Source organism: Streptomyces sp. NPDC033180 (assembly GCF_055577645.1).
In genome coordinates this window covers 1-23,131 of sequence record NZ_JBVIPU010000012.1, presented here as the reverse complement: position 1 = coordinate 23,131, position 23,131 = coordinate 1, and the positions used below count along the sequence as shown (strand labels likewise).

General features: G+C 68.5%; 18 protein-coding genes. 15 read left to right on the top strand and 3 right to left on the bottom strand.

Annotation, left to right across the window (positions count from 1 at the left end; all coding sequences use genetic code 11):
- Window positions 1-189 precede the first annotated feature (189 nt).
- The 14 genes from ngcE (at window position 190) to ACZ5WE_RS27635 (ending at window position 17,334) form a co-directional block, all read left to right on the top strand.
- Window positions 190-1,623 (top strand): N-acetylglucosamine/diacetylchitobiose ABC transporter substrate-binding protein, encoded by a 1,434-nt coding sequence (gene ngcE / locus ACZ5WE_RS27700; RefSeq protein WP_467688238.1) that lies wholly within the window; start codon window positions 190-192, stop codon window positions 1,621-1,623.
- A 7-nt stretch (window positions 1,624-1,630) separates the two neighbouring features.
- Entirely contained in the window at window positions 1,631-1,762 is a 132-nt protein-coding gene (locus ACZ5WE_RS27695; protein WP_467688236.1) for a hypothetical protein, read from the top strand.
- A 164-nt stretch (window positions 1,763-1,926) separates the two neighbouring features.
- A complete protein-coding gene (locus ACZ5WE_RS27690; RefSeq protein ID WP_467688569.1) occupies window positions 1,927-2,841 on the top strand; it encodes a carbohydrate ABC transporter permease in 915 nt (304 codons plus the stop codon).
- Window positions 2,842-2,863: 22 nt separating this feature from the next.
- Window positions 2,864-3,757, top strand: a complete 894-nt coding sequence (locus tag ACZ5WE_RS27685) for a carbohydrate ABC transporter permease (RefSeq protein ID WP_467688234.1) — start codon at window positions 2,864-2,866, stop codon at window positions 3,755-3,757.
- Between the two features lie 148 nt (window positions 3,758-3,905).
- Window positions 3,906-5,168, top strand: coding sequence for an ABC transporter substrate-binding protein (locus tag ACZ5WE_RS27680; RefSeq protein WP_467688232.1), 1,263 nt, complete (start codon window positions 3,906-3,908; stop codon window positions 5,166-5,168).
- A 120-nt stretch (window positions 5,169-5,288) separates the two neighbouring features.
- On the top strand, window positions 5,289-6,167 hold the full coding sequence (locus ACZ5WE_RS27675; RefSeq protein ID WP_467688230.1) for a carbohydrate ABC transporter permease: 879 nt from the start codon (window positions 5,289-5,291) through the stop codon (window positions 6,165-6,167).
- Window positions 6,167-7,051: a carbohydrate ABC transporter permease gene (locus tag ACZ5WE_RS27670; protein WP_467688228.1), complete on the top strand. Its 885-nt coding sequence runs from the start codon at window positions 6,167-6,169 to the stop codon at window positions 7,049-7,051. Before ACZ5WE_RS27675 ends, ACZ5WE_RS27670 begins: the two co-directional genes overlap by 1 nt.
- A gap of 198 nt (window positions 7,052-7,249) precedes the next feature.
- A complete protein-coding gene (locus tag ACZ5WE_RS27665; protein ID WP_467688226.1) occupies window positions 7,250-8,449 on the top strand; it encodes an ROK family transcriptional regulator in 1,200 nt (399 codons plus the stop codon).
- Between the two features lie 120 nt (window positions 8,450-8,569).
- The gene (locus ACZ5WE_RS27660; RefSeq protein ID WP_467688224.1) at window positions 8,570-9,688 is read left to right on the top strand and encodes an ABC transporter substrate-binding protein; all 1,119 of its coding nucleotides are present in this window, start codon (window positions 8,570-8,572) and stop codon (window positions 9,686-9,688) included.
- A 212-nt stretch (window positions 9,689-9,900) separates the two neighbouring features.
- Complete coding sequence (locus ACZ5WE_RS27655) at window positions 9,901-10,689, top strand: ATP-binding cassette domain-containing protein (RefSeq protein WP_467688222.1); 789 nt, start codon at window positions 9,901-9,903, stop codon at window positions 10,687-10,689.
- Window positions 10,686-11,975, top strand: coding sequence for a sugar ABC transporter permease (locus tag ACZ5WE_RS27650; protein ID WP_467688220.1), 1,290 nt, complete (start codon window positions 10,686-10,688; stop codon window positions 11,973-11,975). The genes ACZ5WE_RS27655 and ACZ5WE_RS27650 overlap by 4 nt, the downstream gene beginning before the upstream one ends.
- A 201-nt stretch (window positions 11,976-12,176) precedes the next feature.
- Window positions 12,177-14,111: a 1-deoxy-D-xylulose-5-phosphate synthase gene (gene dxs, locus ACZ5WE_RS27645; RefSeq protein ID WP_467688218.1), complete on the top strand. Its 1,935-nt coding sequence runs from the start codon at window positions 12,177-12,179 to the stop codon at window positions 14,109-14,111.
- 146 nt (window positions 14,112-14,257) lie between these two features.
- A complete protein-coding gene (locus tag ACZ5WE_RS27640) occupies window positions 14,258-15,772 on the top strand; it encodes an amino acid permease (RefSeq protein WP_467688216.1) in 1,515 nt (504 codons plus the stop codon).
- 83 nt (window positions 15,773-15,855) lie between these two features.
- Window positions 15,856-17,334 carry an ArnT family glycosyltransferase gene (locus tag ACZ5WE_RS27635; protein WP_467688214.1) on the top strand — a complete coding sequence of 493 codons (1,479 nt, stop codon included), beginning with the start codon at window positions 15,856-15,858 and terminating at the stop codon, window positions 17,332-17,334.
- A 223-nt stretch (window positions 17,335-17,557) separates the two neighbouring features.
- Here ACZ5WE_RS27635 and ACZ5WE_RS27630 read toward each other — a convergent pair whose 3' ends face one another.
- Window positions 17,558-17,929 (bottom strand): NTP pyrophosphohydrolase, encoded by a 372-nt coding sequence (locus tag ACZ5WE_RS27630; protein WP_467688212.1) that lies wholly within the window; start codon window positions 17,927-17,929, stop codon window positions 17,558-17,560.
- Window positions 17,930-18,066: 137 nt separating this feature from the next.
- On the opposite strand from ACZ5WE_RS27630, the gene ACZ5WE_RS27625 reads away from it, so the two are divergent.
- The gene (locus ACZ5WE_RS27625) at window positions 18,067-19,167 is read left to right on the top strand and encodes a PLL family lectin (RefSeq protein ID WP_467688210.1); all 1,101 of its coding nucleotides are present in this window, start codon (window positions 18,067-18,069) and stop codon (window positions 19,165-19,167) included.
- A gap of 70 nt (window positions 19,168-19,237) precedes the next feature.
- On the opposite strand, the gene ACZ5WE_RS27620 is transcribed toward ACZ5WE_RS27625, so the two are convergent.
- Both ACZ5WE_RS27620 and ACZ5WE_RS27615 read right to left on the bottom strand, forming a co-directional pair.
- Entirely contained in the window at window positions 19,238-21,370 is a 2,133-nt protein-coding gene (locus ACZ5WE_RS27620) for a 3-hydroxyacyl-CoA dehydrogenase NAD-binding domain-containing protein (RefSeq protein ID WP_467688208.1), read from the bottom strand.
- Window positions 21,367-22,593, bottom strand: a complete 1,227-nt coding sequence (locus ACZ5WE_RS27615; protein WP_399389455.1) for a thiolase family protein — start codon at window positions 22,591-22,593, stop codon at window positions 21,367-21,369. Before ACZ5WE_RS27615 ends, ACZ5WE_RS27620 begins: the two co-directional genes overlap by 4 nt.
- Between the last annotated feature and the right edge of the window lie 538 nt (window positions 22,594-23,131).

Genomic DNA, 23,131 nt, shown 5'->3' with positions numbered 1-23,131 from the left:
TGCTCTGCCGCCGAGAAGTGGACTATACCTATCGGCACCCTGAGTGGCGGGTGCGAGCCCTTGCCATGTAGTTGTCGCACGTAACGCACCACAGACGCTTCAACTGACCCGCGGTGTCGGGCCCTTCGCCTCGGCGAGCTGTCGGGAGCCCCGTACGCCGCCTGAGTCCTGGAAGGCGAGGACTTGAGCATGGGATCCACCAGCATCAACCGTCGTGACGTGATGAAGAGGGCGGCGGCCACCAGCATTCTCGCAGTGCCGGCCGTCGGCGCCCTGAGCTCCTGCGCGAGCGGTGGCGGGGAAGAGAACAAGGCGGAGAAGGGCGAGAAGTCCAAGAAGAACCCGCTCGGCGTGAAGACGGACGCCGCTCTCGGCGTCTACATCTTCAACGGCGGATACGGCGACAAGTACGCCCAGTTCGTCACCGACATGTACAAGGAGAAGTACCCCAAGGCCGACCCGGAGCAGAAGGCCACCACGAAGATCGCCACCCAGCTGCAGCCGAAGATCGTGCGCGGCAAGCCGACGGCGGACGTGGTCAACAACTCCGGCGCCGACCAGATGAACATCGGCAAACTGGTGCACAACAAGCAGGTCGCCGACCTCGGCGAGGTGCTCGACGCCCCGTCGTGGGACGACCCGAACGTCAAGGTGCGCGACACCCTGGTGCCCGTGGTCGAGACGATGGGCCAGTTCGGCGGCAAGGAGTGCTACCAGCTGAACATCGCCGTGACCGTCTACGGCAACTGGTACTCCAAGAAGCTGCTCGAAGAGGGCCTCGACTCCGAGTACCCGAAGACGTGGGACGAGATGCTCGCGGTCTGCAAGAAGGCCAAGGGCAAGGGCATCCATGGCTGGAGCTACCCGGGCGGGCACCCCCGCTACATGTTCTTCAGCATGTACGCGATGTTCGCCCAGCGCGGCGGGCGCGACGTCACCGACGCCATGGACTACCTGGAGCCGAACGCCTGGAAGCACGACGCGGTCAAGGAGGTCTTCGAGGCCTGGGAGGAGCTCGTCGCCAAGAAGTACGTCCTCACCGGCTTCGACGGCACCGAGGCGCACACGGAGATGCAGACCGCCTGGACCAAGGGCGGCAAGTGCCTCTTCGTGCCCAACGGCTCCTGGGTGGAGAACGAGGCCAAGGACACCACGCCCAAGGACTTCCAGATGTCGGTCGGCGCGACCCCGTCCCTGGACTCCAGCGACAAGCTGCCGTTCGGCACGCTCTACGCCCCGGCCGGCGAGCCGTTCGTCGTCCCGTCCAAGGCCAAGAACGTGCAGGGCGGCCTGGAGTGGCTGCGGATGATGTACAGCAAGGAGGCCGCCCTGAACCTGTTCAAGGAGGTCGGCTCGATTCCCGCGGTCAAGGGCGCCATCGACGGGCAACAGTTGCCGTCCGGTACGGCGAGTGCACAGGCGGCCATCGACGCGGCCGGCGAGAACGTCGTCATTCCCAAGTTCTACGACTGGTACAACGAGCTGTTCCGCGAGGACTTCAACAACATGGTCGCGAAGTTCATGCTGGGCCAGATCGGTACCAAGCAGGCGATGGACGCGATGCAGAAGGCGTCCGACCGCATCATGAAGGACCCGGACATCAGCAAGATCAAGAAGTCCTGACGGGTATGTGACGGTGAACGGAACCGGCAACGGAACCGGCGACGGAACCGGCAACGGAACCGGCAACGGAACCGGCAACGGAACCGGCAACGGAACCGGCGACGGCACCAGTAGCGGAACCGAGAACGCGGGCACGTGAGCGAGGCGGGGCGGAGTGGCGTGAAGAGTGACACCCGGGTGGACGATTCCCCACCTTCGAAGAAGGCACGCAAGGCACCGGACCGGCCGGGCCCGCGCAAGGCGCCGAACCGGCTGTTGTTCCTCCTGGCGGTGCTGCTGCCGCCCCGCTTCACTCCGGAGAGCGTGCGGTACGACCGGCGCTACCGCACGCTCGACAAGTACCGCTTCATCGCGGGCTTCCTGTCGCTGCCGCTCGCGTTCTACGCCCTGTTCGTCATCTCGCCCTTCGTCCAGGCGATCTACTACTCGTTCACGGACTGGTCCGGCGGTCCGGAGGCGAACTTCATCGGCTTCGACAACTTCACGAAGATGTGGAACGACGAGCGCTTCTGGGAGTCCCTGGAAGTGAGCGTCACCCTGGCGGTCGTCGCCCCGGTGCTCACGCTCGTGCTCGGCATGTTCTTCGCGTACATGATCACGTCGGGCGGCCGGCACCGTAAGGGCCAGGCCATCGCCGGGGTCGCGGGCTCGTCGTTCTACAAGGTCGTCTACTTCTTCCCCCAGGTCCTTTCCGTCGCCATCATCGCCGTCGTCTGGGGCCGCGTCTTCAACACCAACAGCGGCCTGATCAACGGCGGGCTCGACAAGGTGGGCGTCGACGGCCCCGCCTGGCTGGGCGGCGACCGCTCGCTCGCCCTCATCGCGGTGATGGTGGTGCTCTCCTGGAGCTTCGTCGGCTTCTACGTGGTGCTGTTCTCCGCCGCGATGGGCGCGATCCCCAGGGACGTCTACGAGGCCGCGCTGCTCGACGGCGCGGGCCGGGGGCGGACCTTCTTCAGCGTGACGCTCCCGCTGATCTGGGACACCGTGCGGACCGGCTGGATCTATATGGGCATCCAGGCCCTCGACTCGTTCGCGATCGTGCTCGTGATGGTGCCCGAGCACGTCCTGAAGGTGACTCCCGTCTTCCTCTACGAACGATTCCGTGACGGTCAATACGGCTATGCCACCTCCATCGGCGTCGTCCTCCTCGTCCTCAGTATGGCGTTCTCACTGATCGTCATGAGGATCGGGAATCGCGACCGGATCGAATACTGAGACCAGCGGGAGCCACTGCATCATGACCACGACCACCGTGCCCCGCGAAGACTCCGCCGCCGTACCCCGCCGTGAGGCCGAATCGGTAGGCGGAGCGACCCTGAACGTCTTCTCGCACGCCTTCCTCGTCCTGTGGGTCATCCTCGCGGCGGGCCCCCTCGTCTGGGTCGCCCTCACCGCGTTCCGTCCCTCGACCGAGATCCTCAGCGATCCGATGGGCTGGCCGGCCTCCTTCCACTGGGAGAACTTCACCAACGCGTGGACCGAGGCCAACATCGGGCAGTACGCCGTCAACTCGCTGATCATCCTGGCGGGTTCGCTGACCGGCACGATGCTGCTCGGTTCGATGGCGGCGTATGTGATCGCGCGCTTCACCTTCCCGGGCAACCGGTTCATCTTCATGCTCTTCGCGGGCGGCATGATGTTCCCCGTCATCCTCGCCCTCGTCCCGCTCTTCGCGGTCATGGAGAACTTCGGCCTCCTGGACACCCGACCGGGCCTGATGATCGCGTACATCGCGTACTCGCTGCCCTTCACCACCTTCTTCCTGACGTCCTTCTTCCGTACGCTGCCGACCGGCGTCCAGGAGGCGGCGATGGTCGACGGGGCCTCGCACACGCGCACGTTCTTCCAGATCATGCTGCCGATGGCCAAGCCGGGCCTGGTGAGTATCGGAATCTTCAACTTCCTCGGCCAGTGGAACCAGTACCTGCTTCCGCTGCTGCTCAACAACGAGGAGGAGAGCAGGTACGTGCTGCCGCAGGGGCTCGCGTCGCTGGCGGTGTCGCAGGGCTACCGGGGTGACTGGGGTGCGCTCTTCGCGGGCCTGACGATCGCCATGCTGCCGGTGCTCGTCGTGTACGCGGTCTTCCAGCGCCAGGTGCAGGCGGGGCTCACCGCGGGCGCTCTCAAGTGACCCTGCCCGGCTGTGATTTCAGCTTGGCCACGAAAGTGGTCTAGGCCTGTTGCGGCAATTCCGGCCGTGAGTAATGTCGGCGCCACGGCGCCGCGGGGGGTCCTTTGCCCGCGTTCAAGTCGACACCGATGTCGAAGGGTTGAACAGCATGAGGAATCGAGTAATCGCCACCGGTGCGGCAACGCTCGCCATGGCAATGGGTCTTACCGCGTGCGGCGGTGACAGCGACAGCGGCGACGGCAAGACCATCAAGCTCGTCGCCGCGGACTACGGCGACAAGGCCTCCAACGCCTCCAAGAAGTACTGGGACGGCGTGAAGAAGGAGTTCGAGAAGGAGAACAAGGGCTACAAGGTCGACGTCCAGGTCATCAACTGGAACGAGATCGACAAGTCCGTCAAGAACATGATCCAGGCGGGCAACCAGCCCGACCTCCTGCAGACCGGTGGCTACGCCGACAAGGTCGCGGACGACCTGCTCTACAAGGCCGACGAGGTCCTCTCGCCCAAGACGCAGGAGAACCTCATTCCCACCTTCGCCAAGGCCGGCGAGGTCAAGGGCACCCAGTACGGCATCCCGTGGGTCTCCTCCAGCCGCGTCATGTTCTACAACAAGGACGTCTTGAAGAAGGCGGGCGTGAAGACGCCGCCCAAGACCTGGGACGAGGTCGCCGCGGCTGCCAAGAAGATCAAGTCCTCCAAGGCCGCCGACACCCCGTACGCCCTCCCGCTCGGCCCCGAGGAGACCCAGGGCGAGTCGATGATGTGGGAGCTCGGCAACGGCGGTGGCTACACCGACGCGAGCGGCAAGTACACCCTCGACAGCGCCCAGAACGTCGAGACCTTCGACTGGCTGCAGAAGAACCTCGTCAAGCCCGGCCTCACGTACTCCAACCCGGCCTCCACCGACCGCAAGACGGCCTTCGCGGACTTCGCGGCCGGCAAGGTCGGCATGCTCAACGGCCACCCGAGCCTCATCCAGATGGCCAAGGACGGAAAGGTCGACTACGGCGTCGCGCCGATCCCCGGCAAGGACGCACCGCTGGAGTCCACCCTCGGTGTGGCCGACTGGATGATGGCGTTCAAGGACGGCGGCGCCGAGAAGGAAGGCGTCAAGAAGTTCCTGGACTTCACGTACTCCAAGAAGATGCTGGCGTTCGACGAGATGTACAACCTGATGCCCGTCACCCAGGACGCGCTCAAGACGATGCAGACCAACGGCAAGCACAAGGACCTGGAGCCGTTCTTCGAGGTCCTGCCGAACGCCAAGTTCTACCCCCTTGGCGACACCGCCTGGGACGTCATCTCCGCCGAGATGAAGAAGACCGGCGGCAAGGCCGCGAGCGACGACCCGAAGACGGTCCTCGGTGATCTGCAGAAGAAGGCGGAGGCGGCGGCTGCCGAGAGCAAGTAGCGGGCAGACAGCCCTACTTCGCCCCCTCCATCCCGTTCGCTAGGAGACCTTGTGTCACTGAAGGCCCCTCCGCCCCCGGCCGACACCGGCCGGGGACGGAGCGGGCGCGCATCCAGGCCGGTGAGCCGCCGCAGTGGCATCGCCCGGCTCGGCCCGCTGCCCTGGATAGCGCCCGTCATCCTGCTGATCCTCGCCGTGGTCATCTGGCCGGTCGTCGAACTGATCCGCACCTCGTTCCTCAACATCTCCATCGCCGGCATCGTGCGCGGCAGCGCGGGGACCGACAAGTACAAGAAGCTCTTCGAGGAGACCGACTTCGGGGCTGTCCTGCTCTGGACGGTCGTGTGGACCGTCGTCGTCGTGTCCGTGACGATGCTGCTCTCGCTGGCCCTCGCCCAGCTGTTCAACCAGAAGTTCCCCGGCCGCACCGTCACCCGCTGGGCGCTCATCGCGCCCTGGGCGGCATCCGTCCTGATGACCGCCATCGGCTTCAAGTGGATGCTCAACCAGACCGCGGGCGTGCTCAACACGCTGATGCTGGACCTCGGCCTCATCGACAGGTCCAAGGACTGGCTCGGCAAACCGGAGACGGCCTGGCCGTGGATGATGGCCGTCGCGATCTTCGTGTCGCTGCCCTTCACCACGTACACCCTGCTCGCCGGCCTGCAGACCATCCCGGGCGAGGTCTACGAGGCGTCGCGGATCGACGGAGCGGGCGGCTGGCAGACGTACCGGCACATCACGCTGCCGATGCTGCGGCCCGCGTTCCTGGTCGGCGTGGTCATCAACCTCATCAACGTCTTCAACTCCTTCCCGATCATCTGGGCCATGACGCAGGGCGGTCCCGGCTATGACACCTCCACGACCATGGTGTTCATGTACAAGCTGAAGGAGACCGACATCGGCGAATCCGCCGCCATGTCCGTGGTCAACTTCGCGATGGTCGTCGTGCTCGTGCTGATCTTCCTGAAGGTCAGCCGATGGAACGAGGAGGACTGATGGCCACGGCGACGGAGACCCGCGCGGGGTCCCCGAAGAGCCCCGCGCCCCGGCCCAGGGCCAAGCGCACGTTCCGGCCGCGCACACTGGTCATCACCGTGGTCGCCTGGGCCCTGGCGGCGATCTTCCTGGCTCCGTACCTGGAGATGGTGATCACCGCGCTCCGGCCCAAGAGCGAGCTGCGGGACCGGACGTATCTGCCGCAGAACCTGGAGTGGTCGAACTTCATCGAGGTGTGGAGGGAGTCCGAGCTCGGCCAGAACTTGCAGGTGACGCTCCTCGTCGCGGGCGGGGCGACGCTCCTGGTGCTCCTGGTCTCGCTGCCCGCCGCGTACTACACGGCGCGCATGCGCTACCGCGGACGCAAGATCTTCCTGCTCCTCGTCCTGGTCACCCAGATGTTCCAGCCCACCGCCCTGCTGGTCGGCCTCTACCGCGAGTTCCACCAGCTGGACATGCTCAACTCGGTCTGGACGCTGATCATCACGAACGCGGCGTTCAACCTCGCGTTCGCGGTGTGGATCCTGACCGCCTACATCAGCTCCATCCCGCCGGAGCTGGAGGAGGCGGCCATGGTCGACGGCACCAGCCGGTTCGGGGCGATGGTGAAGGTGACCCTGCCGCTCGCGCTGCCGGGCGTGGTCACCGCGGTGATCTTCACCTTCATCACCTCGTGGAACGAGTTCGTGATGGGCCTCACGCTCACCACCGAGCCCGACAAGCAACCGCTGACCGTGGGAATCAACAACTTCATCGGCGCCTACACCGTGGAGTGGAACTACCTCTTCGCGGCGTCCGTGGTGGCGATCGTGCCGGTCATCGTGCTGTTCGCCTTCATCGAGCGGCACGTGGTCTCGGGTCTCACCGCGGGATCGGTCAAGTAACGGATCGGCCCGCACAGGCCGGGTCTGGGTGGTTTGGGGTGCATCCTCGCCGCTTGGGCCCGGCCTGTCCGCTGTTGAGAAGCGTCGATTTCCGTCAAGGACTTGACTGCGCTAACCCCTTCAGCAGAGCTTGGAGTTCACAACTTGTACGGGCGGCGAAGGTGCCGTTACGTCATACCGAAAAGGGTGGCTGAGTCAATGGAGACTCCGGGGTCGCAGTCGTCGCTGCACCGGGCCAATCTCGAGCGGGTCGTACGTGCCGTACGGCTCGCCGGATCGCTCACTCAGGCGGAGATCGCCAGGACGACGGGTCTGTCCGCGGCCACGGTCTCCAACATCGTCCGGGAGCTCAAGGACGGCGGAACGGTCGAGGTCACGCCCACCTCGGCAGGCGGCCGCAGGGCCCGCAGCGTCTCGCTCAGCGGCGACGCGGGCATCGTCATCGGCGTGGACTTCGGCCATACGCACCTGCGCGTGGCCGTGGGCAACCTCGCCCACCAGGTGCTCGCGGAGGAGTCCGAGCCGCTGGACGTGGACGCGTCGGCCGCGCAGGGCTTCGACCGCGCCGAACAGCTGGTCAGCAGGCTGATCGCGGCGACGGGCGTGGACCGCGGCAAGATCGCGGGCATCGGCCTCGGCGTGCCGGGGCCCATCGACGTCGAGTCCGGGACGCTCGGCTCGACCTCGATCCTGCCGGGCTGGACCGGCACCAAGCCCGCCGAGGAGCTCAAGGACCGCATCGGCGTCCCCGTGCACGTCGACAACGACGCCAACCTCGGCGCGCTCGGCGAGCTGGTCTGGGGGAGCGGCCGCGGGGTCAAGGACCTGGCGTACATCAAGGTCGCGAGCGGTGTCGGCGCCGGCCTGGTGATCAGCGGGCGGATCTACCGCGGGCCCGGCGGCACCGCGGGCGAGATCGGGCACATCACCCTGGACGAGTCGGGCCCGGTCTGCCGCTGCGGCAACCGCGGCTGCCTGGAGACCTTCACGGCGGCCCGCTATGTGCTGCCGCTGCTCCAGTCCAGCCACGGCACCGAGCTGACCATGGAGCGCGTCGTCGCCCTCGCGCGCGACGGGGACCCCGGCTGCCGCCGCGTGATCGCCGACGTCGGCCGGCACATCGGCAGCGGCGTGGCCAACCTCTGCAACCTCCTGAACCCCAGCAGGGTCGTCCTCGGCGGTGACCTCGCGGAGGCCGGTGAGCTGGTCCTCGGGCCCATCAGGGAGTCCGTGGGGCGCTATGCGATCCCCAGCGCGGCGCGGCAGCTGTCGGTGCTTCCCGGGGCGCTCGGGGGCCGCGCGGAGGTGCTCGGCGCGCTCGCGCTCGCGCTCAGCGAGATGGGCGATTCGACCCTTTTGGACGGTTCGCTGCCTGTGACCGCACCTGCCTTCACTTAGATAACGCATGGCACCGTTGTCATCTCGTTAAGGATTTACTCCTTGACGCTGGTGTGGCGGCCGAGTTGACTTCGAGCCACCTCGGCCGCAACGACGCGGCCACGTCAGGGAGGTTCCCAAATGAACACGCGTATGCGTCGTGCCGCCGTTGCCGTTGCCGCCAGCACCATGGCCGTCACCCTCGCCGCCTGTGGCAGTGCCAAGGAGTCCGGCGGTGACAAGGACGAAGCGGGCTCGGGCTCGAAGAAGGGCAACGCGCTGAACATAGGTCTGCTCCTGCCGGAGAACCAGACCGCGCGTTACGAGAAGTTCGACAAGCCGCTGATCGAGAAGCACGTCAAGGAGCTGACCGACGGCAAGGCCAAGGTCACCTACGCCAACGCCAAGCAGGACGCGAACACGCAGAACCAGCAGGCCGACACCATGATCACCAACAAGGTGGACGTGCTGATCGTGGACGCGGTGGACTCCAAGGCCATCGCCGGTTCGGTCAAGAAGGCCAAGGACGCGGGTATCCCGGTCGTGGCGTACGACCGCCTTGCCGAGGGCCCCATCGACGCGTACACCTCCTTCGACAACGAAGAGGTCGGTCACGTCCAGGGCAAGGCCCTCATCGAGGCTCTCGGCGACAAGGCCAAGGGCGGCACGGTCGTGATGATGAACGGCGCGATCACCGACCCGAACGCCAAGCTCTTCAAGAAGGGCGCCGAGGCCGAGCTCAAGGGCAAGGTCAAGATCGGCAAGTCGTACGACACCAAGGAGTGGAAGCCGGAGAACGCCAACGCCAACATGGAGGGCGCGATCTCGGCCCTCGGCAAGGACAAGATCGACGGCGTCTACTCCGCGAACGACGGCATGGCGGGCGGCATCATCACCGCCCTCAAGGCCGCGGGCGTCAGCAAGCTTCCCCCGGTCACCGGACAGGACGCCGAACTCGCCGGTGTGCAGCGCATCGTCGCGGGCGAGCAGTTCATGAGCGTCTACAAGTCCTACCCGCAGGAAGCCGAGATCGCCGCGAAGATGGCCGTCGCGCTCGGCAAGGGCGAGAAGCTCGACTCGATCGCCAAGACGACCGTCGACAGCCCCACCGCCAAGGACGTTCCCACCGTGCTCGTGCCGGTCGTCTCGCTGACCGACAAGAACATCAAGGAGACCGTCATCAAGGACGGTATCTACGCGGTCGACGAGATCTGCACGGCCAAGTACAAGGCCGACTGCGGCAAGGTCGGCCTGAAGTAAGTCCCGCTGATCACACGGGACTTCGCCACCATTGAGGCCTGTCCGGCGCCCCGCTCCACCAGCCCCGCAGCTATAGGCGGGGCGCCGGACAGAAACGCGCTCAGGTCGCTCTTCGGCCTCTCTCGTACTTCCCGTTCTTCTGCTTCTTCTGCTTCTTCTGGTTCTTCTCGTTCTCTTCTGTTCAACCTCCCGCCGGTCAGGCGGCGAAGGAGATGGTTCACGTGTCCGCTACGCCCGTGTTGGCGTTGCGCGGGGTCTCCAAGCGATTCGGTGCCGTCCAGGCGCTCACCGACGTCGAGCTTGAGGTCCACGCCGGTGAGGTGGTCGCCCTGGTCGGCGACAACGGCGCAGGAAAGTCCACGCTGGTCAAAACGATCGCCGGCGTGCACCCCATCGATGACGGCGTCATCGAGTGGGAGAGCAAGGCCGTCCAGATCAACAAGCCGCACGACGCCCAGAACCTGGGCATCGCGACCGTCTACCAGGACCTCGCGCTGTGCGACAACATCGACGTCGTCGGCAATCTCTACCTCGGTCGTGAGCTGCGCAGGCGCGGCGTGCTCAACGAGGTCGAGATGGAGCGCCGCGCCCGCGAGCTCCTCACCACGCTGTCGATCCGCATACCCAGCGTCCGCATCCCGATCGCCTCGCTCTCCGGCGGTCAGCGCCAGACGGTGGCGATCGCCCGTTCGATGCTCGGTGAGCCCAAGCTCGTCATCCTCGACGAGCCCACCGCGGCGCTCGGCGTCGAGCAGACCGCCCAGGTCCTCGACCTGGTGGAGCGGCTGCGCGAGCGTGGCCACGCGGTCATTCTCATCAGCCACAACATGGCGGACGTCAAGGCCGTCGCGGACAAGGTGGCGGTGCTCCGGCTCGGCCGGAACAACGGAGTCTTCGACGTGAAGGCCACCTCGCAGGAAGAGATCATCTCCGCCATCACGGGCGCCACGGACAATGCCGTGACCCGTCGCGCGGCGCGCAATGGGGAGGCCCAGAAGTGAGCATCGACAAGACCTCCACGCCCGGCGACGCATCCGTCGACGCCCCGGCGGCCGCCGCCGACGCCGTCACCGCGGTGGACCCCCGCCTGCTCGTGCGCGAGCAGGGCTTCGCGGGCTACATCACCGAGTTCAAGCGGAAGATGCGCGCCGGTGACCTGGGTTCCATCCCGGTCGTCGCGGGCCTCATCATCATCTGGGCGATCTTCGCCTCGATGAACTCGCGCTTCATGACCGCGGAGAACCTCAGCAACATCTCCGTCGCCATGGTCGGCACCGGCATGATCGCGGTCGGCATCGTCTTCGTACTGCTGCTCGGCGAGATCGACCTGTCGGTCGGCTCGGTCAGCGGTGTCGCGGGCGCGGTCGCCGCCGTGCTCGCCGTCACCCATGGCGCACCCGAGTGGATCGCGCTGATCGTCGCCATCCTCTCCGGCACCGTGATCGGCACCATCCACGGCTTCTTCTTCGCGCGGATCGGCGCCCCGGCGTTCGCCGTCACCCTGGCGGGCCTGCTGTTCTGGCAGGGCTTCATGCTCCAGATCCTGGGCGACAACGGCACCATCAACCTCGACTCCGAGGGCCTGATCGCCAAGCTGACCTCGTACTACTTCACGGACGTCGCGGCGGCCTACGGCCTGGCGGTCGTGGCGGTCGCGGCCTTCTTCCTCGCCTCCTTCCTGGACAGCCGCCGCCGCGAGGCGGCCGGCGTCCCCTCCAGGCCGCTGAGCGAGATCATCGTGCGCACGGTGGTCCTCGCCGTCGTGGCCTTCGCCGCCGCGATCATGTTCAACCAGTACAAGGGCCTGCCGCTCGCCCTGGTGATCTTCCTGGTGGTCCTGGTCGGCACCGACTTCGTGCTGCGCCGCACCGGCTACGGCCGCAAGGTCTTCGCCCTCGGCGGCAGCGTCGAGGCGTCCCGCCGCGCGGGCATCAACGTCACCCTGATCCGTACGTCGGTCTACGCGATCGCCGGTACGTTCGCCGCGGCCGGCGGCCTCTTCATGGCCTCCAAGATCGCCGCCGCCAACCAGGGCGCCGGCACCGGTGACCTCCTGATGAACGCCATCGCGGCGGCCGTCATCGGCGGCACCAGCCTCTTCGGCGGCCGGGGCCGCACCTGGAACGCCCTCCTGGGTGTCATGGTCATCACCTCGATCCAGTACGGCCTGGCGCTCGAAGGCATCGCGACGCCGGTCCAGTACATGATCACCGGTGGCGTACTGCTCGCCACGGTCGTGATCGACTCCGTGACCCGCAAGACCCAGAAGACGGCAGGCCGCGCCTGACCTGCCAGAACCTCGACCAGGGCTGCCCGGCACCGCAATGGCGCGGTGCCGGGCAGCTCTCTGTCCACCGGCTGTCTACCGCCGATCGCGTGATACGGAACTCACGGCCCGGACGCCGTCCGCAACGGCGGAACATTAGACTCAACAGGCCCGGCAACATTCCGGTCACCGCTCGAACAGCTCTACTGCAAGGAGGCACGGGTGCCGCTGCTGACCCGCATCAGGGGACCGCGCGATCTGGACCGGCTCAGCCTGGAGGAGCTGAACCAGCTGGCCGGCGAGATCCGCGCCTTCCTCGTCGACGCAGTGTCCAAGACAGGCGGCCACCTCGGCCCCAACCTCGGCGTGGTCGAGCTCACCATCGCCATGCACCGCGTCTTCGAGTCGCCGCAGGACAAGGTGCTCTTCGACACCGGCCACCAGAGCTATGTGCACAAGCTGCTCACCGGCCGCCAGGACTTCGGCAAGCTGCGCACGAAGGGCGGCGTCTCCGGCTACCCCTCGCGCGCCGAGTCCGACCACGACGTGATCGAGAACTCGCACGCCTCCACGGTCCTCGGCTGGGCCGACGGCCTCGCCAAGGCCAACGAGGTGCGGGGCAAGGACGACCACGTCGTCGCCGTCATCGGTGACGGCGCGCTCACCGGCGGCATGGCCTGGGAGGCGCTGAACAACATCGCCGCCGCCAAGGACCGCCCCCTGGTGATCGTCGTCAACGACAACGAGCGTTCGTACGCCCCCACCATCGGCGGCCTCGCGAACCACCTGGCGACCCTGCGCACCACGGACGGCTACGAGCGCTTCCTGGCCCGCGGCAAGGACCTCCTGGAGCGCACCCCGGTCCTCGGCAAGCCCCTCTACGAGACGCTGCACGGCGCGAAGAAGGGCCTCAAGGACTTCATCGCCCCGCAGGGCATGTTCGAGGACCTCGGCCTGAAGTACGTCGGCCCCATCGACGGCCACGACATCGAGGCGCTGGAGTCCGCGCTGGTGCGCGCCAAGCGCTTCGGCGGCCCGGTCATCGTGCACTGCATCACCGAGAAGGGCCGCGGCTACAAGCCCGCCGAGGAGGACGAGGCCGACCACTTCCACGGCATCGGCCCGATCCACCCCGACACGGGCCTGCCGATCGCCGCGGGCGGCATGGACTGGACGTCCGTCTTCGGCGAGGAGATGGTCAAGCTCGGCCACGAGCGCGAGGACATCGTCGCGATCACCGCCGCCATGCTCCAACCGGTCGGCCTGCAGAAGTTCGCCAAGGCGTTCCCCGACCGGGTCTACGACGTGGGCATCGCGGAGCAGCACGCGGCCGTCTCCGCGGCCGGCCTCGCCACCGGCGGCCTGCACCCCGTCTTCGCCGTGTACGCGACGTTCCTCAACCGCGCCTTCGACCAGCTCCTGATGGACGTGGCCCTGCACAAGTGCGGCGTCACCTTCGTCCTGGACCGGGCGGGCGTCACCGGCACGGACGGCGCATCGCACAACGGCATGTGGGACATGTCGATCCTGCAGTGCGTGCCGACCGTGCGGATCGCCGCCCCGCGCGACGCCGACCAGGTCCGCCTCCAGCTGCGCGAGGCCGTCGAGGTGGACGACGCCCCGACCGTCGTGCGCTACTCGAAGGGCGCGGTCGGCCCGGCGGTCAAGGCCGTCGGCAAGGTCGGCGGCATGGACATCCTGCGCAAGGCGGGCACCAGCCACCCCGACGTCCTCCTGGTCTCCGTGGGCGCGCTCGCTCCCATGTGCCTGGAGATCGCCGACCTCCTGAACAAGCAGGGCATCACGACGACGGTCGTCGACCCCCGCTGGGTCAAGCCCGTCGACGAGGCGCTCGCCCCGCTCGCCGAGAAGCACCGCGTCGTCGTCACCGTCGAGGACAACTCCCGCGCGGGTGGCGTCGGTTCGGCCATCTCCCAGGCCCTGCGCGACGCGGGCGTCGACGTACCGCTGCGCGACTTCGGTATCCCGCCGCGCTTCCTGGACCACGCGTCCCGCAAGGAGATCATGGCCGAGATCGGCCTGACCGCCCCGGACATCGCACGCCAGGTGACCGGTCTCGTCGCCAAGCTGGACGGCCGTTTCGAGCGCACGGCCGCCGTGGACTCCGTCGAAGCCGGGGAGCCCGCGCGCGACTGACGTCAACGACCACCGCCGATGGGCCGGTTCCGACACCCTGTACGGGTGGTGGAACCGGCCCATTCGCGTGAATAGGCTCGCGCCGGGGCCTACGGGGTACCCGCCCTCTCGATCATGTCGAGGACGACAAGCGTGGAGGTACGTCCGTGGCAAGCAGCCTTTTCAGAACGAAGAGCATCGAGCAGTCCATCCAGGACACCGAGGAGCCGGAGCACCAGCTCAAGAAGTCGCTGTCCGCCCTTGATCTCACGGTCTTCGGTGTCGGCGTCGTCATCGGCACCGGCATCTTCGTGCTGACCGGGGCGGTGGCCAAGGAGACCGCGGGGCCCGCCACCGCGATCGCCTTCGCCGTCGCCGGCGTCGTCTGCGCCCTCGCGGCGCTCTGCTACGCGGAGTTCGCCTCCACCGTGCCGGTGGCCGGTTCGGCGTACACGTTCTCGTACGCCTCGCTCGGCGAGCTGCCCGCCTGGACCATCGGCTGGGACCTGGTGCTCGAATTCGCGCTCGGCACCGCGGTGGTCGCCGTCGGCTGGTCCGGCTATGTGCGCTCGCTGATGGACAACGCGGGCTGGGAGCTGCCCGCGGCGCTCTCCGGGCCCGATGCCGCCGAGGGCTTCAGCTTCGACATCCTCGCCACCGCGCTGGTGCTCGTCCTGACGGTCGTCCTGGTCCTCGGGATGAAGCTCTCCGCCCGCGTCACCACGGTCATCGTCGCCATCAAGGTGGCCGTCGTCCTGATCGTCATCATCGCGGGCGCCTTCTTCATCGACGCCGACAACTACAAGCCGTTCATCCCCAAGGCGGAGGAAGTGCCTGCGGGCAACAGCATCGATTCCCCGCTCATCCAGCTGATGTTCGGCTACGCGCCCACCAACTTCGGCGTGCTCGGCATCTTCACGGCCGCCTCCATCGTCTTCTTCGCCTTCATCGGCTTCGACATCGTGGCCACCGCCGCCGAGGAGACCAAGCTGCCCCAGCGGGACATGCCGCGCGGCATCCTCGGGTCGCTCCTCATCTGCACCGTCCTGTACGTCGCCGTGTCGGTCGTCGTCACGGGCATGCAGCACTACAGCGAACTGTCGGTGGACGCCCCGCTCGCCGACGCCTTCAAGGCCACCGGGCATCCCTTCTACGGAGGCGTGATCAGCTTCGGCGCCGCCGTCGGCCTCACCACCGTCTGCATGATCCTGCTGCTCGGCCAGACCCGCGTCTTCTTCGCGATGAGCCGCGACGGACTGCTGCCGCGGTTCTTCTCGCACGTCCACCCGAAGTACCGGACGCCGCACCGGCCGACCATCCTGCTCGGCGTCCTCATCGCGATCCTCGCGGGCTTCACCAGCCTCGACGAACTCGCCGAACTGGTGAACATCGGCACGCTCTTCGCCTTCGTCGTGGTCGCCCTGAGCGTCATCATCCTGCGCCGCACCCGCCCGGACCTGCCGCGCGCCTTCCGCACCCCGCTGGTGCCGCTGGTGCCCATTCTCTCGGTGGCCGCCTCGGTGTGGCTGATGCTGAACCTGCCGGCCGAGACATGGCTGCGGTTCGCCGTCTGGATGGCGCTCGGCTTCGTCGTCTACTTCGTGTACGGGCGCTCGCACAGCCGGCTCGGCAAGCAACTCGGCAAGCAGGGGACGCAGCCCCCGGCCGGTGACGTCCGGTAATCGCATCGGTCACTTCCGGCCAATCACCCGGCCCCGTATGTCCCGGTAAGGAAGGGACTGCGGGGCCGGATAGCGTGCTCACCATGCTCGCCGAGCCCTCCGCCTCACTACGCTCCGTACGCGGGCTCCGGTCGCCGCGTCCGCAGAGGGAACACCCCTGTGCGCCGTACTGGCCGCGTCTGCTCCCCTTGCTGGCCGCCCTCGCCTGCGTCACCCGGATCCCTTCCTTCCGGTGGCCGCTGTGGAGCCCGGACGAGGGCTATCTCGCCGTCCAGGCAAGGATGCTGGCCGACGGGGGAGAGCTCTACGAAACGGTCGTCGACCGCAAGCCGCCGCTCGTCCCCTGGCTGTACGAGGGGGCGTTCGCGCTGTTCGGCGACGGGACGCTGCTCCCGCTGAAGATGCTCGCGGTGGTGGCCCAGCTTTTGACCGCCGTGCTCCTCGTCTGCATCGCCCGGCGCCGCTGGGGCGACGGCGCGGGCCGCACGGCGGGCGTGCTCTACCTCCTCGTCTCGGTCGGCCTGAACCCCGAGGACGCCCAGGCGGCCACCTTCGAGGTCTTCATGCTGCCGTGCACGGCAGCCGCCCTCTGGTGCGCGGACCGGCGCCGCTGGGGGGCGGCCGGCGCCGCGGTCGCCTGCGCGTTCCTGGCCAAGCAGACCGGGGGAGCGGTCCTGGTGCCGGTGGCGTGGCTGCTGTGGCAGGCGGGCGGCGCCCGTAGGGACGTACTGCGCTTGGGAGTTGGGCTGACCGCCCCGGTCCTCGCGGCGGCGGCGGTCACGCATCCCGCGGGGTTCCTGTTCTGGACGGTGACCGGCTCAGGGGCGTACGCCTCCTTCACGGGCTCCGAACTCCACGTTCTCTTCCGGGGTTTGACGAACGGGGCCATCCTCGCCGCGGCCTGCGCCGGGATCATCCCGCCCGTCGTACGGGTCCTGCGCGTCGCCCGCACGGGCTCCACGGAACTGTGGCTCTGGCTCGCCTCATCGGCGGGAGCGGTCCTCGTCGGTTTCCACTTCTTCGGCCACTACTACCTCCAACTCACCCCGCCCCTCGCGCTGTTGGGCACGGCCGCGCTCCAGATCCTGCCCCGGGAGCGCACGTGGACGGCGGTGTCGGTCTCCGCCGCCGCGTGCGCACTGTTCCTGACCTGGGGGATGCTCGCGCCGCGCCCCGAGCTGGCGCACGCCACGCGCCTGGCGGAGACCGTTCGCGCGCAGACGGCACCCGAGGACAAGGTGCTGTTCTGGGGGATACACCCGGAGGCGTACTGGCTGTCCGACCGCTCTCCCGCGAGCCGGTACCTGACAGCAGGGCTGCTCACCAACTACAGCGGGGGAAGAAACGGGCCACAGGTGGGCGAGAGATACGCGGTCGAGGGTTCCTGGCGGGTCTTCCGCCAAGAACTGAGGGAACACCCGCCGGCGGTCGTCGTCGACGACTCCCGGGGAAAGCCGTTCACCCCGGGCCGGCTGCCGTCCCTGCGGCGGGTCCTCACGGTCGGGTACGAGCCGGTGGCGCGGGTGGGGGGAGCGGTGGTGTACGCGCGAGCCGAGCGGTGACGCGGGCGCGAGTCCCCCGGGCAGGTCCGGGTGCACCGCCGTCTCGCGCGCGACCCGGGCGAGACAGATGTCCCGTCCCCGCTCCCGCCGCGGGGCGGCGAGGAAGAGTGTCCCGCCGGAGATCCTGTGCCACCCGGTCGCATCCCCGCGCCGCGCCCGACGGAGAGCCGTGCGAGACCCACTCGGCCCCATCAGGGCCCGCCCTGCCCGAGCCGCGAAGAGGTCAGGCGTCGCGCACCGTCCGGGGGCCCACGCACTGTGCCCCCGACTCGCCGACCCTGCGGCGCAGCTCGCGGTCGGCCGTGACGACGACACACGGACGGCCCGCGGCCTCGGCGGCCAGTTCCACGATGCGGTCGTCCCCGCTGCCGGGCGCGGAGACCACCCGTACGCCCTCGACGGACTCGACACCCCGGGCGGCCCCCTCGACGACGAGTACGACATCCAGCGGCCCCGGATGCCCGGCGATACCCTCGGCGGCGTAAGCAACGAGCCCATCTCTCAGGCGCTTGGCGGCCCCGTGCCGGTCGCGCCACCAGCCGTCGGGGATGGAGCCGACGACGTTGGCGGCGTCCACGACGAGGAGAGTTCTCATGGCGCAACCCTGGCACACCGGCGGCCGGGCCCCGGCCGGAAGCCGCGTGCGTCAAACGTAGACTTATGGCCATAGGCGGCCACGGTCACAGGCCGGCCGCAGCAGACGACCACTCGCAGGAAGGCCGACGCCGAGTCATGCCGCAGAGGTCCGCCCCCAGGCCCGAGGAAGAGTCCTCCCGCCAGGTCGCAGCTGGCTGCGCCGCGACTGGCACCCTCGCGACAGGGCGCTGGCTGTTGCGGGGCGGGGACGGCAGGCTCACCGCGTACGCCCGCGCGGGCGAGGGCCTGCTGCGCTGGACGGAGACCCGCCCCGGCGGCCCGGAGTGGTCGGGCCCGGAGTTCTTCGAGGCACCGGACCTGACACACCTCACCCTGGCCCAGGGGGCCGACGGATACGTCCACTTCATCGGCCTGCGCAAGCGCGGGACGGAGGTCGACGTGGTGCACAGCATCCAGTACCAGTCGGGCCGCCCGCTCATGGACTGGCGCTCGCTCGGCAACCCGCACACCAAGATGGTCGAGCGCGCCCCGCACCTCGGCGCCCCGACCGCCGCCGTGGACGCCGCGGGCACGGTCCACGTCTTCGTGCGCGACGCGGTGAACAGCGTCCGGCTGCGGCGCGAGGGCAAGGGCGGCAAGTGGGAGGGGTGGAAGGACTTCAAGGTCCGCGAGGTCCTTGACGGCATCACGGCGGTAGCCACCTCCACGGGCCGGGTGGAGATCTTCGGCCCGGCACAGAACAAGACGCTGCACTGGGCCCAGGAGAAGCAGGGCGCGGACTTCCAGCGCACCGACGACATCCCGCTGCCCCCGTCCCCCGGCTCGGGCACGGCCCTGGAGACGGGCCCGGACCGCCTCACGTACTACGCCACCGACGCCCGCGGCAGAGGCGTACTCGCCCACCGCTGCGAGGACGAGGACACACGGCCCCTCGGCGGAGCCCCGGACACCGGCCACACGGCAGCCATCCGCGCGACGATCGAGGGACACGACTGCACGGTCCTCGCCCACCGCGGCGCGGACGGCCGGCCCGTCATAGCGGCCTACCCCACGGAGGACGAGAAGGCGGGCGTCTGGTGGGCCGAGACGGGTGAACCCTGCCGGGGCTCCCCGACGTTGGCGCTGGACGCGCAGGGCCGCGTGGTCATGGCGGCCATCGGCATCGACGGCACGCTGCGGCTCGCGCGCCAGAAGGCGGAGTCGGGGCTCGCGCTGGAGGCGTGGACGCGGGTGTGAGCAGGCGCGCGAAACGGGTGATGCCCGGCAGGCCACCTGGCCTGCCGGGCATCACCCGTATACGGAGGTGCTACGCGGGCACGCTGGCCACGCCCGGCGCCAGGAACCGCTTGCCGTTGACCCGCTCGCTGACACCGGCCCGGTCCAGGTACGGCGTGACGCCGCCCAGGTGGAAGGGCCAGCCGGCGCCCGTGATCAGGCACAGGTCGATGTCCTGCGCCTCGGCGACGACGCCCTCGTCGAGCATCAGGCCGATCTCCTGCGCCACGGCGTCGAGCACGCGGTCGCGGGTCTGCTCCTCGGTCAGGACGGTGTCGCCCTGCTTGAGGAGAGCGGCGACCTCGGGGTCCAGCTCCGGCTTGCCGGAGTCGTAGACGTAGAAGCCGCGCTTGCCGGCCTTCACGACCGCCGCGAGGTTCGGCGAGACCGTGAAGCGCTCCGGGAAGGCGCGGTTCAGAGTCTCCGACACGTGCAGGCCGATGGCAGGGCCCACCAGCTCAAGCAGCACCAGCGGCGACATCGGCAGACCCAGCGGCTCGACGGCCTTCTCGGCCACCGCGACCGGGGTGCCCTCGTCGATGACGTTCTGGATCTCGCCCATGAAGCGGGTCAGGATGCGGTTCACGACGAACGCCGGGGCGTCCTTGACCAGGACCGCGGTCTTCTTCAGCTTCTTGGCGACACCGAAGGCCGTGGCCAGCGAGGCGTCGTCCGTCTGCTCGCCGCGCACGATCTCCAGGAGCGGGAGGATCGCGACGGGGTTGAAGAAGTGGAAGCCGACGACCCGCTCGGGGTGCTTCAGCTTCGACGCCATCTCGGAGACCGAGAGCGACGAGGTGTTCGTGGCGAAGATCGCGTGCGCCGGGGCGACGGCCTCCACCTCCGCGAACACCTGCTGCTTGACGCCGATCTCCTCGAAGACGGCCTCGATGATGAAGTCGGCGTCGGCGAAGCCCTCGGCCTTGTCGAGCACGCCGGAGACGAGCCCCTTCAGACGGTTCGCCTTGTCCTGGTTGACACGGCCCTTGAGGAGGAGCTTGTCGATCTCCTCGTGGACGTAGCCGACGCCCTTGTCGACGCGCGCCTGGTCGATGTCGGTCAGCACGACCGGCACCTCAAGACGGCGCAGGAAGAGCAGCGCGAGCTGCGAGGCCATCAGACCGGCGCCGACGACGCCCACCTTGGTGACCGGGCGAGCCAGGTTCTTGTCCGGGGCACCCGCCGGGCGCTTGGCGCGCTTCTGGACGAGGTTGAACGCGTAGATACCGCTGCGCAGTTCGCCGCCCATGATGAGGTCAGCGAGCGCGACATCCTCCGCGTCGAAGCCCTTCTGCAGGTCGCCGTCCTTGGCGGCCGCGATGATCTCCAGGGCGCGGTAGGCGGCCGGGGCGGCGCCGTGCACCTTGGAGTCCGCGATGCCACGGCCACGCGCCACAGCGGCGTCCCAGGCCTCGCCGCGGTCGATCTCGGGGCGCTCCACCGTGAGCGAGCCGTTGAGGACGGAGGCCGTCCAGATCAGCGACTGCTCCAGGAAGTCCGCGCCCTCGAAGAGCGCGTCCGCGATGCCGAGCTCGAAGACCTGCTTGCCCTTGAGTTGACGGTTCTGGTTCAACGAGTTCTCGATGATGACCGAGACCGCGCGGTCCGCACCGATCAGGTTCGGAAGCAGCGCACAGCCGCCCCAGCCCGGCACGAGGCCGAGGAAGACCTCGGGCAGCGAGAAGGCGGGCAGCGCCTTGGAGACGGTGCGGTACGAGCAGTGCAGACCGACCTCGACACCGCCGCCCATCGCGGCACCGTTGTAGTACGCGAAGGAGGGAACGGCGAGCCCGGAGAGCCGCTTGAAGACCTCGTGCCCACCCTTGCCGATGGCGAGCGCGTCCTCGTGCCGCTTGAGGATCTCGACGCCCTTGAGGTCGGCGCCGACGGCGAAGATGAACGGCTTGCCGGTGACACCGACACCGACGATCGTGCCCTCGGCCGCCTCCTTCTCGACCTGGTCGATCGCGGCGTTCAGGTTCGCGAGCGAGCCGGGACCGAAGGTGGTCGGCTTGGTGTGGTCGAAGCCGTTGTCGAGCGTGATGAGCGCGAAGCGCCCGGCGCCCGCGGGCAGGTCGAGGTGGCGTACGTGCGCCTGCGTGACGACCTCGTCGGGGAACAGCTCGGCCGCACCCTTCAGAAGCTCGGTGGTGGAGCTGCTCACTTGTCGCCTCCGGCGTCCTTGTGGTTCGGGTTCTCCCAGATGACGGTGGCGCCCATGCCGAAGCCGACGCACATCGTCGTCAGGCCGTAACGGACGTCCGGCTGCTCCTCGAACTGCCGCGCCAGCTGCGTCATCAGACGCACGCCGGAGGAGGCGAGGGGGTGGCCGTACGCGATGGCGCCGCCGTACTGGTTCACGCGCGTGTCGTCGTCGGCGATGCCGTAGTGCTCCAGGAAGGCGAGCACCTGCACGGCGAAGGCCTCATTGATCTCGAAGAGACCGATGTCGGAGATGGAGAGCCCGGCCTGGGCGAGGGCCTTCTCCGTGGCGGGGATCGGTCCGTACCCCATGACCTCGGGCTCGACACCGGTGAAGGCGTACGAGACAAGCCGCATCTTGACCGGCAGGTCGTGCTCGCGGGCGAAGTCCTCGGAGGCGATGATCGACGCCGTGGCGCCGTCGTTGAGGCCCGCGGCGTTGCCGGCGGTGACGCGGCCGTGCGTACGGAACGGCGTCTTGAGACCGGCGAGGCTCTCGAGCGTGGTCCCCGGCCGCATCGGCTCATCGGCGGTGGCAAGACCCCAACCGGTCTCACCGGCTTCCTCATTGGTCCGCCGTACGGAGACGGGCACGAGGTCCTGCTGGATCTTGCCGTTGGCGTACGCCTTGGCGGCCTTCTCCTGCGAGCGCACGGCGTACGCATCGGCACGCTGCTTGGTGATCGTGGGATACCGGTCATGCAGGTTCTCGGCGGTCATGCCCATGAAGAGGGCGGACTCGTCGACGAGCTTCTCGCTCACGAACCGCGGGTTCGGGTCGACGCCCTCGCCCATGGGGTGGCGGCCCATGTGCTCGACGCCACCGGCGATGACGGCGTCGTACGCGCCGAACGCGATGGAGCCCGCGGTCGCCGTCACGGCGGTCAGGGCGCCCGCACACATGCGGTCGATGGAGTAGCCCGGCACGGACTGGGGCAGGCCCGCCAGGATCCCGGCGGTGCGGCCCAGCGTCAGACCCTGGTCGCCGATCTGCGTGGTCGCGGCGATGGCGACCTCGTCGATCTTGGCGGGGTCGAGGGCCGGGTTGCGGCGAAGGAGCTCCCGGATGGCCTTCACGATGAGGTCATCCGCACGGGTCTCGTGGTAGATGCCCTTCGGGCCCGCCTTGCCGAACGGGGTGCGGACGCCATCAACGAAGACGACGTCCCTGACGGTACGAGGCACGATGGCTCTCCTCCAGGGTGCGGGTGCGCCTGCCGGCGCGCTTCCGAGCTCCATGCTACTTGCCGGTAACTATGCTGCCCAGTCCCGCCTCGGGGAGGCGAAGGTCACACTTGGGGACGGCTCTGCTGTACCGGGGGCGTTGCTGTGTGCCGGGGCCATCCGGTTGTCGCGAGGTTGGCGGTTGCGGGCCGGGAGTCAAGGGCGCTCCGCTGCGCTACGCGTCGGCTGCGCCGATTCCGCTGCGCTCCACCCTTGACACCCGTCCCTCCACCGCGCGAGGGAAGACGACCGGACGGCCCAGGGGCGAGACTCTCGGAGACTCCCGTGGGGCCGCCCGGCTTTCCTGCCGGGTGCGGACTGGTTCGTCGCAGGGCACCCGGCGGTGGCGGGGTGCGCGGTCGGCTCGGGGATGGATGAGGGTGTCGTCAAGCGGGTGCGGACTGGTTCGTCGGGGGCGGCCGTCACGTGAGCCGGTGCGCAGTTGGTGCGGGGAGGGGCGACGCCTCGGCCGGTCGGCTGTCTCTGCGAGCCACCGTTC